Here is a 13,736-nt window from a genome sequence, read left to right as displayed (position 1 = left end):
GTTCTTTGTGGCGGTGCATCGATGCAACGTTAGTGAAGTTGCGCATTGCCAAACCGAGATAGCGGCGCCACCATGCCATCGATCAATGTCACCTTTGATCGACATGGAGACCCGCCGATGGCCACGCCTACCGCTCCCGCGCCCCCTGATGCGCATCCGGATTCGCGCCAACCGCGCGGCCTTCCCCAGCCCATCCAGCAGTCTTCCCATGTCGTCCGCTCGGGCGGCGTGCGCCTGCATGCGCGCCTGACCCAGCCCAGGGATGAGGCTGCGCGGCTGCGACCGGCGGTCGTCCTGGTCCATGGCTATCCGGATGACAGTTCGGTCTGGGATGGCGTGCGCGATGCGCTGGCGCGCCATAGCCGCGTCATCACCTTCGATGTGCGCGGCGCAGGCCTGTCCGACGCCCCCGCCGACACCACCGGTTACCGTATCCCGCAGTTCGTCGATGACCTCGCCGCGGTGGCGGATGCGCTGCTGCCGGGAGAACCGTTCCACCTGGTCGGGCACGACTGGGGCTCGATCCACAGCTGGGAATCAGTCACCACGAACAAGCTACGCGGACGCATCGCTTCGTACACGTCAATTTCGGGGCCGTGCCTCGATCACGTCGGCCACTGGATGCAGGCACAGCTCAACACCGGCACCTGGGCGGCCAAGCGCGCGGTGTGGAAGCAGCGGCTGCAGTCGTGGTATGTGGGGGTTTTCCACCTGCCGCTGGTGCCGGAATGGTCCTGGCGATTGTGGATGGCGCGCGCATGGCCGTGGTGGCTGCGCAAGACGGAGGGCATCCGCGGTGCGGCGCAACGGCCATCGCTGGTGCGCGACGCATGCAATGGTGTGCGGATGTACCGCGCCAATTTTCGCGAGCGGCTGGCCCGTCCGCAGGCACGTGCGCCGCATGCCCCCGTGCAGTTGATCGTGCCGACGCGGGATCGCTACGTGAGCCCCGCCGTCACCCGTGCGGTGGAGGCCTGGGTATCACACTACTGGCGGCACGAGATCGATGCCGGCCACTGGCTGCCGCTACGCCGGCCCGACTGGGTAGCAGACTGCATCCGCCGCTTTGCCGACTATGTGGAATCGGGCAACGAACCCGCTGCACTGCAACGGGCCCGTGTGGCCGGCACGTTGGCGCCGGCCTGATCATGCAAACGCGTTAATTGCCGCCCTCATCCTGCCAGCGCTGGTGATACTCCTCCAGCAAGCGCTGCAGCGTTGCGCCAATGCGGATGTAGTCCGGCTCGTTCAAGTTGGCCAGCGACACGCGCACCGATGGGTTGAGTGCGCCGAAGCCGTTGCCGGGCAGCAGCACCACACCGCTCTCCTTGGCCAGGCGGAACAGCACATCCGCCGGTTTGGTCTTGGTCTTGAACCACTGCACGAACGCCTCGCCATAGGTCTTGCGTCCAACGACTTCGGCATCGAGGATGTTGTAGTACGCGACGTCGTTCTCGTCTGCATCGCACTCGATACCGAGGGCCTGGTACAGGGCAGCCTTGCGCCCGCGCACCAGGCGTTTGACCGCGGCCTTGTAGGCATCCGGCTGATCCATGAGCGCGTACAGCGAGAACAGCGCCATCTGCACCTGCTGTGGCGTCGACAAGCCTGCCGTGTGGTTCAGCGCCACGGTACGGCTGTCCGCCACCAGGCGATCAATGAACTTGAGTTGATCGGGTTCGGTCGTGATGGACGCATAGCGCTGGTGCAGGATCTTGCGCTTGTCCTCAGGCAGTGCGGCCAGCTTATCGTCCAGCACGTTCTTCTCATGCGTGGCGATGGTGCCCAGGCGCCAACCCGTCGCACCGAAGTACTTGGAGTACGAATACACGAGGATCGTGTTGTACGGCGCCACCGCAAACAGCGAGACAAAGTCATCCGCAAACGTGCCGTACACGTCGTCGGTCAGGATGATGAGATCGTTACCGGCCTTGTGGCGCTCATCAATGATGGCCTTGAGCTTCTTTAAGCCGTCTTTGGAGATCTTGACCGACGGCGGGTTGCTGGGGTTGACCAGGAAGAACGCCTTCACGCTCGGGTCGCGCAGCTTGTCGAGCTCTTCGTCGGTGTATTGCCAGCCATTGAATGGGTCTGCATTGAGCTTGACCTCGACAAGCTGGAAGCTGTTGAGCTCCGGAATCTCGATGTAAGGCGTGAAGATCGGCATGCCCAGCGCAATCTTGTCGCCGGCATTGAGCAGGAAGTTCTCCTTGAGCGTGCTGAACAGATACGTCATCGCCGCCGTACCGCCTTCGACGGCAAACAGATCAAACTGGCCGACGAATGGCGCACTGCCGATCATTTCCTGCTTCAGGTACCGCGCGGCAATCTGCTCACTGATCTTCAGCATGCGGTCAGGCACCGGATAGTTGCAACCGAGAATGCCGTTCACCATCTCCGCCAGAAAGTCCTCGGCGGAAAGGCCAAGTTGATCGCGTACGTACGACACAGCGTGATGCAGAAACTTCACGCCAGGCACATCGGCATTGCGGCGTGCAAAGCTTTCAAAGCGCGCCTCAAAGCCTTGCTTGGTCGGGATGCCGCCAATCTTCTCGGCCAGGAACGAGAACGAGCGCTCGGACTCCTCCAGCGCGAACAGGCCAAGCTGGAAGAAACCGTGGCGTGGCTCCAATGCCAGGAAGTTTGGATTGCCGCGCCCGGCATTGAGCATGATGCGTTGCGAATCGCTCTGCGCGAGCTGGATCAGCACGTCCTTCAGTTCAAACGGGCTCAGTTGCCCAAGGGCTTCCAGCTCCTTGGATTTTTGCGTCGGATTGGTAGTCATCGCAGGTTCCCGTGGATGCGGCGTTGGCGAAGGGCAGCCCACCACGCCGGTGGCGGGCCGAGGAGACGCTCAGGCGAAGGCGATGACAAGCGGACCCAGCAGGGTCAGCAGCACGTTCGCCAGCGCGTAGGTAATGGCAAAGGGGATGGTCGGCACACTGCTCTCGGCTTTCTCCAGCACGCCGCCAAACGCAGGGTTGGCCGAACGCGCGCCTGACAGTGCACCCGCCAGCACGGCAACGTTGTCGTAGCGGAGCACATAACGGCCGAACAGGTAGGTCAGGATCAACGGCACCATCGTGACGATCACGCCGGCAATGAAGATCGACACGCCGCTCTTCTGCAGCGTCGCCCACGCCTGCGCGCCAGAGCCCAGCCCCACGCATGCGACGAATGCGGCCAAGCCCATGTCCTTGAGGATTTGCGATGCCGCGTTCGGCAACTGGCCAAAGGTCGGGTGCTTGCCGCGCAGCCAGCCAAACACCAGCCCCGAAAGCAGCGCCCCGCCGCCACTGCCCAGCGTGAGCGGAATGCCGCCCACCTTTGCCACCAGCGTGCCAATCAGCAGGCCGACGAGCACACCCAGGCCGAGATAAACAAAGTCCGTCTTGTCACCAGGCGGCACGGGATAGCCGACTTCGACAGACGCGCGCTTGATGTCGGACGGTGCGCCGTGCAGCGTGACGACATCACCGTGCAGCAGGATGGTGCCGTCCAGCAGCGGCACGGCCTTGCCCATGCGCGTAATGCGTGCGATGTACACGCCATGCTTCATGTCGCGCGTGGCCTGCGCTTTGAGTTCGCCCAGCGTCTTGTGGCTTGCGCCCTTGCGCGTGAACACGACGTCGCGCACCTGCAGCGGCTGGTCCATGTCGGAAGACATCGCAGACTCGTCACCCAGCAGCGTCCAGGCTTTGGCAGCGGCTTCCCGGCGGCCGATCAGCAGGACGCGATCGGCATGTTGCAGCGTCAGATTCGGCGCGATGGCGATTTCCTCGCCGTTGCGCAGGACGCGTTCGATGGTGATACCGTCATCCAACGTGGTTTCGACTTCCGCCACGGTCTTGCCCGCACCCGTGGTCACGTCGTACACGCGCCCGACCAGCGCCGGCAGCGACGCCACCTCGCCCTGCTCCAGCGGACGCTTGCCGCCGGCCATTTCAAGCTCGGCTTTCTTGGCATCGTCGCGCAGCTCACGCCCCATCAGGCGCGGCAGAATATTCACGCACATGATGATGGCGCCCAGGCTGCCGAACACGTACGTCACCGCATAGCCGATGGCCACGTTCGACTGCAGGCGTGCCACCTCATCGGCCGGCAAGCCCATGCGTGACAGGGCATCGCCCGCCGTGCCGATCACAGCCGACTGCGTCATGCCGCCCGCCGCAATGCCTGCAGTCAGCCCCTTGTCGAAGCCGAACAGCTTGCCGCAGACAAGAATGGTGACCAGGCCGCTCACCGCAAGAAACACCGCCATGGCGATCTCGCGCAGCGTGCTGCGATTGAGGGAGCTAAAGAACTGCGGCCCGCTTTCGTAGCCAACCGCATAGATGAAGAGCGCGAACATGATGCTCTTCACGCCAGAATCGATCGTCACGCCAAACTGGCTGATCAGCACCGCGGCAATCAGCGATCCGCCCACACCGCCGATCTGAAACTTGCCGAAATTGATCTTGCCGACCGCATAGCCAATGGCAAGCGACAGAAAGAGCGCCGTCTCCGGCACGCTCTTGAACACGGTGTGAATCCAATCCATGGGCAGCGACTCTCCGGAAGGTCTTACGGGCTTGTCTGCTTGACCAAACAAACAGACATCACATCAGGCGCCAAGTCATGCGGCGCACAACACGCCCGTGGACCTTAGAAGCTACACATCGGCGATGTCAATTTCACAAAATTTAACTGCTACGGCACATATTTAATGTTTTGCATTAGAAGATTGCGCCCAACGCAAACGTTGACGTGCCTGCATCTCACTGCAATCATCGTCCGCCAATAACACCGCTGACGGCCCGCCATGACCTGGCGCCCGGACAGCCCGAGCCGCCGGCCTCGTGCAAACCGCGACGCCCGGTCATCGATACAAAGACAGGGACAATACGATGAAAAGCAAAGTGGTGGTCTACGGACCGCTCTACGGGAAGTGGTACGCGATTCTGGTCAACGACGGCGTGGCCGAAGAATCGAGTCAGTTCGGATCGTACGAAGCCGCCATGGGCTTCGCCTCAAACCGATATCCGGAGCTTGAGCAGGAGCGACAGCCCTATGCGCGGGGCCGCGAGGAAGAAATACAGGTCTGAGGCAGCGCATCAAACGCTGCCTGTGCGCTTTCGCGTATCAGTGCGGCTGCACTGAGCAGAATCGCCCGGCAATCCAGTCAAACACGCTGCCCGCGTGAAGCGAGCGGCTTTGCGCATCTTCGCCATAGCGGATCTGGTAGAGCGGGTTACCGCTGGCGTTGCGTGTGCGATAGAGCGTCTGCGCAATCACCGTGTAGGTGCGCTGCGCGCAGTCGAGCACCACCTGCTTGACCGACGAACGGATCGGTTGGCCGTCCGACGTCTTGATCGTGAAATCGGGCAGGACGTTGCGCAACAGATTGAAGTGCACGGTGGGTGTGCCGGCTTGCGCCTCCACCTGCGGCTGGACGGATTGCTTGTCGACGTACGACACCACGCCGGTGGCGCCGACGAAGCGGCGCCAGCGAGTATCGTCGCTGGCACGCTCGGGCGTTGTGGATGCGGCGGGGGTTGCCGGGGTTGCGGACATGGCCGGCGCAGCCGCCGACGTAGATATGGTTTGAGCAAACGCGGGCATTGCTGCCCACTGCGCAACAACCAAGAGGGTTGCCGCGATGGCGCTTTGCGGGCGCCAGCCTCCTGTTTTCATGGGTGGTCTCGCCTTGCTGCAAAAACTGAGCGAGCGATTCTACCGCGTAGGCTCAACCGTTCTCGTCACATCTGGTCGACCGGTTCGGCAGCGTCAATACCGGCAAACCGCAGATACAGCGCGCGCAATGCCTGCGTCAGCGGGCCGGGCTGGCCATTCCCGATCTTCACACCGTCAATGGCCGCCACGGGCATCACAAACGTTGATGCGCTGGTGTAAAACGCCTCGGCCGCCTGTTGGGCTTCCTGCACGGTGAAGGTGCGCTCCTCCAGCGTCAGACCATGCTCGCGCGCCAGCGCCAGGATCGACACACGCGTGATGCCCGGCAGTACAGCGTTCGACAGCGGGCGCGTAATCAGTCGCTTGTCTGCCGTGATGATGAAGGCGGTGGACGACGCGCCTTCGGTCACACGGTCGCCATCGGTCATCCAGGCCTCGTTCGCGCCCGCGGCGGCGGCCATCTGCTTGGCCATCACCTGCGGCAGCAGACCGACACTCTTGATATCGCAACGCTTCCAGCGCAGGTCGGGCACCGTCACAACGGTCGCGCCCTTGCGTGCAAGCGGGCTGTCGACAATGGTCTTGACCTGCGTGAAGGCCACGGCTGTCGGCGTGATTTGCGCAGGAATGCCAAAGTCGCGCTCGGCCACGCCACGCGTGACCTGCATGTAGACGACACCCTCTTCCAGGCCGTTGCGCGCCACCAGTTCTTCGCACACGCGCGTCCATTCGGCTTCGCTGTATGGGTTCTCGATGTCGATGGCAGACAGCGAGCGCGTCAGGCGCGCGAGGTGCGCATCGCTGTCGACGAGCTTGCCGCGCGCCACGGCGGTCACTTCGTAAATGCCATCGGCAAAGGTGAAGCCACGGTCCATGATGGAGACGGTGGCTTCGGCGGCGGGCACATATTGGCCGTTCAGGAAGACGATTCGGGACATGCTGGGCGGGAGAGATTCGAGGCGGGCGGGACTGCCCTGCCAAGGAATCCAAAGGATACGTGGACTGCACCGCGAATAGCGTTGTGCGCCCGGGTTATGCGCAAACGGCATGAGGCGCCGGGACCGTCCGGTAGACTTGCGGGTTTTCCGGAGGCTTCCCGCCACCCTTGCCCGCCATGTCCGACCTCATCATCCGACCTGTTGCCGATACCGATCTGCCTGGCATTCTGGCCGTGCAGCAGGCGTGTTACGGCGATGGGTTCCTGGAATCCGGCGATGCGCTTGCCAGCCGCTGGGCACGCAGCCCGGCCATGTGCCTGGTCGCGCTGGATGGCGCCGCGGTGGTCGGCTACCTGCTCTCGCATGCGTGGCATGCATGGGCGCCACCCAAACTGCACGTCCCCCTGCCGGCGACAGATGCAGCGGACGTACTCTGGTTCGTGCATGACATGGCCATTGCGCCGGCAGGCCGCGGCCAGCGCCTGGGCGAGCGACTGTACGCAACCGCGTGCGCCAGCGCCCGGGCACAGGGCCTGCGCCAATCGCGGCTGGTGGCAGTGCAAGGTGCCGATGCCTTCTGGCGCCGCCTCGGCTACCAGTCCACCCACATGGAAAGCACGCAGTTGACGGCGCTGCGCAGCGTCTACGGCGACGACGCTGAGCTGATGGAACGCCCATTGCGCTGAGCGCTCGCCGCATCACTCCATTACAATTCGTAACACCCGTATATCTTCTGTAAGACTGCGCACGCCCCGTTCCACTACAGTGCGGCCGTAGCGAGGATTTCCATCATGCAAAAGAACCTAGCGCTGTGCGCGCTGGCCGCCATTGCGGCGCTGTCGTCCCAGGCTGCCCTGGCCCGAGTGAATGTTGATATCGGCATTGGTGTGCCGGGACCGGTGTATGTCGCGCCTGCGCCGGTCTATGCGCCTGCCCCCGTCTACGCACCGCCTCCGCCGCCCGCTTACTACGCGCCGCCTGTCTATGTTGCACCGCAGCCGGTGGTGGTTGCGCCGCCCGGCTACTACGAAGACCCGCGTGCCCGCGCATGGCAGGAACAGCAGTGGCGCGAGCAGCGCTGGCGTGAGCGCGAATGGCGCAAGCACCATCGTCGCGACGACTACGACGATTGATCCCGCGCCCGGCAGCACTCAGGCTGCCTTCTTTGCCAGGCCCAGGTAGGTCTCGATCACGCGCGGGTTGACGGCCAGTTCCTGCGCTGGGCCTTCGAGCGTCATGTCCCCGGTTTCCAGCACATAGCCGTAGTCGGCCACCTGCAGGGCGGCGCGCGCGTTCTGTTCGATCAGCAGCGTCGCCACGCCGGTTTTGCGCAGGTCACTGATGATGTGGAAGATCTCTTTCACGATCAGCGGCGCTAGGCCAAGACTCGGCTCGTCCAGCATCAGCAACTGCGGTTTGGCCATCAACGCACGGCCCACGGCCAGCATCTGCCGCTCGCCGCCGGAGAGCGTGCCGGCTTCCTGCACGCGACGCTCCTTCAGGCGCGGGAACAGGTCGTAGACCACGTCCATCTGGTCCAGATAGTTGCGCTCACCCGCGCGCTTGCGACGGTAGGCGCCGAGCACGAGGTTGTCTTCCACGCTCATGGTGGCGAACAGCTCGCGCTTTTCCGGCACCAGGCACATGCCGCGCGCCACACGCTTTTCCACTGGCAGCCCGGTCAGGTTGTGACCGAGATACGAGACCACGCCATTGGCCGAACCGGTGGTCGGCAGCGCGCCCATGATGGCGCCCAGCATGGTCGACTTGCCCGCGCCGTTCGGGCCGATGACGGTGACGATCTGCCCGGTCTCCACCTTCAAGTTGGCGCCGTGCAGCGCTTCCACCTTGCCGTAGCGGACATGCAGGTCCTTCACTTCGAGAATGATCGACATGCGCCCTCTCCTTATTCCACGCCGCCCAGATAGGCTTCCAGCACGGCCGGGTTCTGCTGCACTTCCTGCGGCAAACCTTCGGCGATCTTGGTGCCGAATTCCATCACGACAAGCCGATCGGTCAGGTTCATGACGAAATCCATGTCGTGCTCGACCAGTAGCACGCTCATGCCTTCGGCCTTGAGCTTGGTGAGCAGCGCGGCCAGGGCCTGCTTCTCCTTGTAACGTAGGCCGGCGGCGGGTTCGTCCAGCAACAGCAGTGCCGGGTCGCAGCACAGCGCACGGGCGATTTCCAGAATCCGTTGCTGGCCAAGCGCCAGGCTGCCGGCTTCCTGATACATGCAATCGGCCAGGCCAACGCGTTCCAGCTGGCGGCGTGCCTCGAACAGCAGCTTTTGCTCTTCCGCTTGATTCATGCGCACCACGCTGGCGAGCACCCCGCCCTGCGCCGCAAAATCGCCACGCAGGTGGGCACCGATGGCCACGTTCTCCAGCACCGTCATACCCGACAGCAGTTGCACGTGCTGGAAAGTCCGGCCGATGCCGCGCTTGACGATCTCGCGCGAGGGCTTACCGCTGATCTGCTCGCCTCGGTAAAGCACCTCGCCGCGCGTGACCGGCAGCACGCCGGTGACGAGGTTGAAGGTGGTCGATTTGCCGGCGCCGTTGGGGCCGATCAGACCGATGATCTCGCCGGCTTTCACCTGGAAGCTGACGTCGTTCACCGCCACCAAGCCACCAAACTCCTTGCGTGCAGCACGCACGTCAAGGATCAACTCGCCAGCCTGCGGTTTCTCGCGCTGCTTGAGCGCGGGCGCATCTTCCGGCGCGCGGGCCGTCGGTGCCGACGGAAACAGCTTGCGGATGAAGGGCCATACGCCATCGCGCGCGTGCTGCAACAACAGCACCAGCAGCACACCGAACACGATGATCTCGAAGTTGCCGTTGGAGCCCAGCAGCTTCGGCAGGATGCTCTGCAGGCTGTCCTTCAGGATGGTCAGCAAGCCCGCGCCCAGCACCGCACCCCACACATGGCCCACGCCACCGACCACCGCCATGAACAGATATTCGATGCCGTAATTCAGGCCAAACGGCGTCGGGTTGACCGCGCGCTGCAAGTGCGCATAGAGAAAGCCCGAGATGCACGCCAGCACGGCCGCAAACACGAAGATCACCACCTTCATCCACGCCGTGTTCACGCCCATCGCCTCGGCCATCGTGCCGCCGCCCTTGAGTGCGCGGATGGCGCGGCCTGGGCGCGAGTTCAGCAGGTTCTGCACCGCCAGCACGGCCACCACCACCACGGCCCAGATCAGGTAGAACATCTCGCGCCCGGTCTGCAAAGGCTTGCCAAGCACGTTCAGCACGGGAATGCCGTTCAGCCCGTCGTACTTGCCCAGAAACTCCAGATTGCCGAACAGGAAGAACAACGAAAGGCCCCAGGCAATCGTCGCCAGCGGCAGGTAGTGGCCCGACATGCGCATCGTGATGAGTCCGATCACATAAGCGCAGACCATCGTGATGACCAGCCCGGCGAGCAAGCCGAGCCACGGAGACAGCCCGTACTGCGTCGTCAAATAGGCGGTGCTGTATGCACCCAGGCCAACAAACGCCGCCTGCCCAAACGAGGTCAGCCCGCCCACACCCGTGAGCAGCACAAGACCCAGCGCGACAAGGCTATAGAGCCCGATGTAATTCAACAGCGTGATCCAGAACTCGGGCGTCGGCACCACCGGCACCAGCGCCAGCACGATCACGAAGAGAGCCGTCAACACGCGGTTACGCGAGAACCAGCCGCGCTGGCCGGTCTGGTCAGAAGATTTGGTGAGCGTGTTCATCGGCTTATTCCTCTTCTTCGACGTGCTTGGTGGTGAGCGACCGCCACAGCAGCACCGGGATGATGAGCGTGAATACGATCACCTCCTTGAACGCCGACGCCCAGAACGATGAATACGACTCCAGCAGCCCCACCAGCAGCGCGCCCAGGGCAGCCACCGGATAGCTGACCAGCCCCCCGACGATGGCCCCCACGAAACCCTTCAGGCCGATCAGGAAACCGGATTCGTAGTACACCGTGGTGAGGGGCGCGATCAGGATGCCGCACAGCGCGCCCAGCGCCGCGGCCAGCGTAAAGGCCAAGCGCCCGGCTTGCGTAGTGCCGATACCGACGAGACGTGCACCGAGGCGGTTCACCGCCGTGGCGCGAAGCGCCTTGCCTGACACCGTACGACCAAAGTAGAAGTACAGCGCCACAATCATCAGCACCGACACCGCTACCACCCACAGGCTCTGGCCCGACACCGAGAGCGCGCCCAGATCAAAGCGCGCGTCGGAAAACGCATCGGTGCGCGAGCCTTCTGCGCCGAACATCACGAGGCCCAGCCCCACCATCGCAAAGTGCACGCCCACCGAGACGATCAGCAGCACCAGCGTGCTCGCTTCGGCCAGGGGCTCGTAGGCCAGGCGGTAGATCATCGGCCCCATCGGAATGACGATCAGCAGTGCGAGCGCCACCTGTACGGCCATTGGCAGCGTCATCGGCGCGAGCATGCTGGCCGCGGCGTACACCGCCAGCGGAAAGACAAGGTACTTGCCCGCGTAGATGGCGCCCGTGCGCAACGCATGCAAGCGCAACTCGGGCTGCAGCAGCGTGCGGCCCATCTCGACGAGGAAGGTCAGCACGCCAAGGGCAACCAGCATCGACGCCGATAGCGGCGCCTTGTTGGCCTGAATGGCTGCCAGCGTGAGCGCGCCATAGGCGACGAACTCCCCCTGCGGGATGAAGATCACACGCGTGACCGAAAACACCAGCACGAGCGCCAATGCCAGGAGCGCGTAGATCGCGCCTGATGTCACGCCGTCCTGCGCCAGGATGGCGGCAATCGACAAGTCCATGAGTCTCCTCGTTCTTGTAGTCGTGGGATTCGCGTGGAAGCACAAAAAGCGCGAGGGGGCGCCACGAGTTACGAGATAGTAAATTTCTTACGAAAGGATAAAATTGGCGAGAACCCTAAGAACCGCTAACGCGTCGCACGGGCTCGACGGGCGCCCGCCTTGGCCGGTTCCGGTGCCGGCACCCGCAGCATGGCAGAAAGCTGTGTCACGAAGGCCCGCAGCGTGGCTTCCAGTTCGCCGCCGCGTTCCGCATGAAAGAGCGGCTGCAGGTTCAGCGCGATGAGTACCAGCTCCAGTTGCCCACGCTCGCCAAACACCGGTAATGACAGCGCGCTCACCCCGGGCAACAGGCTGCCCGAGACCCACGACGCGCCTTCCCGGCGAATGTCTTCGCATAAACGGTAGTAGTCCGTCAGCGAGCGCGGCAGGCCCGGCAGATCATCGCTGGCGCGCTCGTGCAGTTCGCGCTCGACCAGCGGCAGTGTCTGCTCGATCGGCAGATACGCACCGAACAGGCGCCCAGTCGCGGAATTGAGCATCGGCATGACGTCACCGATGCGCAGGTTCACCCCAGGTGCGCCACCGGCCTTTTCCCAGTGCACGACGGTTGGGCCGCGATCGCTCCACACAGCAATGCCGATGGTGTGGCCGGTCTGGTCACGCATGCCAGCCAGCAAAGGCCGTGTGCGGACGATGGCATCGGTGCGGTTCAGACTCGCCAACCCCAGACGCAGCGCAAAGGGCCCAAGCTCATAACGGCCGGTGAGCGGGTCTTGCGAGACAGCACCCACGCGTTGCAGGCTCACCAGATAGCGATGCGCCTTGGACGGATGCATGCCCGCTGCACGTGCCAGATCACCCAGCGCCATCGCGCGCATGGCGTGCGTCAGCGCAACCAGCAATTGCGTGCCGACCTCGATGGACTGGATGCCAGAACGGTCGCGATTTGCGCGCGCATCGTCAGCATCGCCATCGGGTGGCAGATCGTCTTCGACTTCAGTGGTCTCCATGTCCTCGTGGGGGGCGCAAGTTGGGGTGCACCGGGCGGTGCCGGAGGCGACAAGTGCTGCGAGCGTAGCATGCGGACCGCCGCCGCTAACGGTGTTTTAATTTTTACGCATTGTAGAAACAATGCTTCCAATCATAATCAACGTATACCCTAGGCGCGCCACCCAACCGTGCGGTCTATGATGGCCAACGTTCGGTCTTGCCTGACATCTGCGTGCCCCCAACCGCGCTTTCACGGCAACTTCGCCACCGAAAGAAATTCCCCCAACCGTAATTCACTACGACAGGAGTGACAGAATGGCCAAAGCCTTCGCCTCGCAAGCCGACCTCGAGGCCAAACAAGTCACCTTCACCCAGCTCTCTCCCAACGCCTACGCCTACACCGCCGAGGGCGACCCAAACTCGGGCGTCATCATCGGCGACGACTCGGTGCTGATCGTCGACACCACCGCCACCCCGGCGATGGCCCAAGACCTGATCGCACGCATCCGCGCCATCACCGACAAGCCAATCAAGCACGTAGTGCTGTCGCACTACCACGCGGTGCGCGTGCTGGGCGCATCGGCCTACTTTGCTGAAGGCGCACAGAACATCATCGCCAGCCGCGGCACGTACGAGATGATCGTCGAGCGTGGTGAGGCGGATATGAAGTCGGAAATCGAACGCTTCCCGCGCCTGTTCGCGGGTGTCGAAACCGTGCCTGGCCTGACCTGGCCGACGCTGGTGTTCGAGCGCGAACTCACACTGTTCCTCGGCAAGCTGGAAGTGAAGATCCTGCACCTGGGCGCCGGCCACACGAAGGGCGACACGGTGGTGTGGATTCCGTCGCAGAAGGTGCTGTTCTCGGGCGACCTGGTTGAATACGACGCCGCCTGCTACTGCGGTGACGCGCAACTCGAAGAGTGGCCCGCCACGCTGGATGCGCTGCGTGCACTAGGTGCCGACAAACTGGTGCCCGGCCGCGGCCCGGCGCTGCTCAACCCCGCCGAAGTCGACAAGGGCCTCGCCTACACCCGCGATTTCGTCTCGACGCTGCTCGAGCGCGGCCGCGAAGCCGTGGCGCAGAAGATGGACCTCAAGGCCGCCATGGCGCACACCCGCGCCGCGATGGACCCGAAGTTCGGCCACGTCTTCATCTACGAACACTGCCTGCCGTTTGACGTGACGCGCGCCTTTGACGAAGCCAGCGGCATCAAGCACCCGCGCATCTGGACCGCCCAGCGCGATCAGGAAATGTGGGCCGCACTGCAGAACTGACATAGCAGCACTTCTGCCGTGAACGGATTCCACCAACAAAGCGACGGCCACGACCGTCGCGGGTGCGAGC

At 63.6% G+C, this 13,736-nt stretch carries 13 protein-coding genes; 5 read left to right on the top strand and 8 right to left on the bottom strand.

The window, feature by feature from the left end:
- Positions 1–117: 117 nt before the first annotated feature.
- Positions 118–1,146, top strand: coding sequence for an alpha/beta fold hydrolase (locus F7R11_RS23170; protein WP_082932926.1), 1,029 nt, complete (start codon positions 118–120; stop codon positions 1,144–1,146).
- Positions 1,147–1,159: 13 nt separating this feature from the next.
- Here the strand turns inward: F7R11_RS23170 and F7R11_RS23165 are convergent, their stop codons facing one another.
- A complete protein-coding gene (locus F7R11_RS23165; protein ID WP_064807483.1) occupies positions 1,160–2,785 on the bottom strand; it encodes a bifunctional aspartate transaminase/aspartate 4-decarboxylase in 1,626 nt (541 codons plus the stop codon).
- 69 nt (positions 2,786–2,854) lie between these two features.
- Entirely contained in the window at positions 2,855–4,540 is a 1,686-nt protein-coding gene (gene aspT / locus F7R11_RS23160) for an aspartate-alanine antiporter (protein ID WP_064807485.1), read from the bottom strand.
- Positions 4,541–4,886: 346 nt separating this feature from the next.
- On the opposite strand from aspT, the gene F7R11_RS23155 reads away from it, so the two are divergent.
- The gene (locus F7R11_RS23155) at positions 4,887–5,084 is read left to right on the top strand and encodes a hypothetical protein (RefSeq protein WP_064809054.1); all 198 of its coding nucleotides are present in this window, start codon (positions 4,887–4,889) and stop codon (positions 5,082–5,084) included.
- A 37-nt stretch (positions 5,085–5,121) separates the two neighbouring features.
- Here F7R11_RS23155 and F7R11_RS23150 read toward each other — a convergent pair whose 3' ends face one another.
- The gene (locus F7R11_RS23150) at positions 5,122–5,673 is read right to left on the bottom strand and encodes a surface-adhesin E family protein (RefSeq protein ID WP_064807487.1); all 552 of its coding nucleotides are present in this window, start codon (positions 5,671–5,673) and stop codon (positions 5,122–5,124) included.
- A gap of 65 nt (positions 5,674–5,738) precedes the next feature.
- Complete coding sequence (locus tag F7R11_RS23145) at positions 5,739–6,611, bottom strand: D-amino-acid transaminase (RefSeq protein WP_064807490.1); 873 nt, start codon at positions 6,609–6,611, stop codon at positions 5,739–5,741.
- A gap of 176 nt (positions 6,612–6,787) precedes the next feature.
- Here F7R11_RS23145 and F7R11_RS23140 point away from each other — a divergent pair, with 176 nt between their 5' ends.
- Positions 6,788–7,297 (top strand): GNAT family N-acetyltransferase, encoded by a 510-nt coding sequence (locus F7R11_RS23140; RefSeq protein ID WP_064807492.1) that lies wholly within the window; start codon positions 6,788–6,790, stop codon positions 7,295–7,297.
- Positions 7,298–7,402: 105 nt separating this feature from the next.
- On the top strand, positions 7,403–7,744 hold the full coding sequence (locus tag F7R11_RS23135; RefSeq protein WP_021193917.1) for a hypothetical protein: 342 nt from the start codon (positions 7,403–7,405) through the stop codon (positions 7,742–7,744).
- 18 nt (positions 7,745–7,762) lie between these two features.
- On the opposite strand, the gene F7R11_RS23130 is transcribed toward F7R11_RS23135, so the two are convergent.
- The 4 genes from F7R11_RS23130 to F7R11_RS23115 form a co-directional block, all read right to left on the bottom strand.
- Positions 7,763–8,506 carry an ABC transporter ATP-binding protein gene (locus tag F7R11_RS23130; RefSeq protein WP_064807494.1) on the bottom strand — a complete coding sequence of 248 codons (744 nt, stop codon included), beginning with the start codon at positions 8,504–8,506 and terminating at the stop codon, positions 7,763–7,765.
- Between the two features lie 11 nt (positions 8,507–8,517).
- The gene (locus F7R11_RS23125) at positions 8,518–10,344 is read right to left on the bottom strand and encodes a branched-chain amino acid ABC transporter ATP-binding protein/permease (RefSeq protein ID WP_064807496.1); all 1,827 of its coding nucleotides are present in this window, start codon (positions 10,342–10,344) and stop codon (positions 8,518–8,520) included.
- A gap of 4 nt (positions 10,345–10,348) precedes the next feature.
- Positions 10,349–11,401, bottom strand: coding sequence for a branched-chain amino acid ABC transporter permease (locus F7R11_RS23120; protein WP_064807498.1), 1,053 nt, complete (start codon positions 11,399–11,401; stop codon positions 10,349–10,351).
- Between the two features lie 125 nt (positions 11,402–11,526).
- Positions 11,527–12,411 (bottom strand): IclR family transcriptional regulator, encoded by an 885-nt coding sequence (locus F7R11_RS23115; RefSeq protein ID WP_021193913.1) that lies wholly within the window; start codon positions 12,409–12,411, stop codon positions 11,527–11,529.
- Positions 12,412–12,706: 295 nt separating this feature from the next.
- Here F7R11_RS23115 and F7R11_RS23110 point away from each other — a divergent pair, with 295 nt between their 5' ends.
- The gene (locus tag F7R11_RS23110) at positions 12,707–13,666 is read left to right on the top strand and encodes an MBL fold metallo-hydrolase (protein ID WP_021193912.1); all 960 of its coding nucleotides are present in this window, start codon (positions 12,707–12,709) and stop codon (positions 13,664–13,666) included.
- The last annotated feature ends 70 nt before the right edge of the window (positions 13,667–13,736 follow it).

The organism is Ralstonia insidiosa (assembly GCF_008801405.1).
In the GTDB taxonomy this organism is placed as follows: domain Bacteria; phylum Pseudomonadota; class Gammaproteobacteria; order Burkholderiales; family Burkholderiaceae; genus Ralstonia; species Ralstonia insidiosa.
The sequence above is the reverse complement of the archived record's forward strand: the minus strand, read 5'-3'. Positions and strand labels throughout refer to the sequence as shown.

Excerpts from the sequence above, each read along its gene's own strand:
- F7R11_RS23170 (WP_082932926.1), top strand. The coding sequence starts at position 118 with ATGGCCACGCCTACCGCTCCCGCGCCCCCTGATGCGCATCCGGATTCG.
- F7R11_RS23110 (WP_021193912.1), top strand. The coding sequence starts at position 12,707 with ATGGCCAAAGCCTTCGCCTCGCAAGCCGACCTCGAGGCCAAACAAGTC.
- F7R11_RS23145 (WP_064807490.1), bottom strand. The coding sequence starts at position 6,611 with ATGTCCCGAATCGTCTTCCTGAACGGCCAATATGTGCCCGCCGCCGAA.
- F7R11_RS23155 (WP_064809054.1), top strand. The coding sequence starts at position 4,887 with ATGAAAAGCAAAGTGGTGGTCTACGGACCGCTCTACGGGAAGTGGTAC.
- F7R11_RS23115 (WP_021193913.1), bottom strand. The coding sequence starts at position 12,411 with ATGGAGACCACTGAAGTCGAAGACGATCTGCCACCCGATGGCGATGCT.
- F7R11_RS23120 (WP_064807498.1), bottom strand. The coding sequence starts at position 11,401 with ATGGACTTGTCGATTGCCGCCATCCTGGCGCAGGACGGCGTGACATCA.
- F7R11_RS23125 (WP_064807496.1), bottom strand. The coding sequence starts at position 10,344 with ATGAACACGCTCACCAAATCTTCTGACCAGACCGGCCAGCGCGGCTGG.
- F7R11_RS23165 (WP_064807483.1), bottom strand. The coding sequence starts at position 2,785 with ATGACTACCAATCCGACGCAAAAATCCAAGGAGCTGGAAGCCCTTGGG.
- F7R11_RS23150 (WP_064807487.1), bottom strand. The coding sequence starts at position 5,673 with ATGAAAACAGGAGGCTGGCGCCCGCAAAGCGCCATCGCGGCAACCCTC.
- aspT (WP_064807485.1), bottom strand. The coding sequence starts at position 4,540 with ATGGATTGGATTCACACCGTGTTCAAGAGCGTGCCGGAGACGGCGCTC.
- F7R11_RS23140 (WP_064807492.1), top strand. The coding sequence starts at position 6,788 with ATGTCCGACCTCATCATCCGACCTGTTGCCGATACCGATCTGCCTGGC.
- F7R11_RS23130 (WP_064807494.1), bottom strand. The coding sequence starts at position 8,506 with ATGTCGATCATTCTCGAAGTGAAGGACCTGCATGTCCGCTACGGCAAG.
- F7R11_RS23135 (WP_021193917.1), top strand. The coding sequence starts at position 7,403 with ATGCAAAAGAACCTAGCGCTGTGCGCGCTGGCCGCCATTGCGGCGCTG.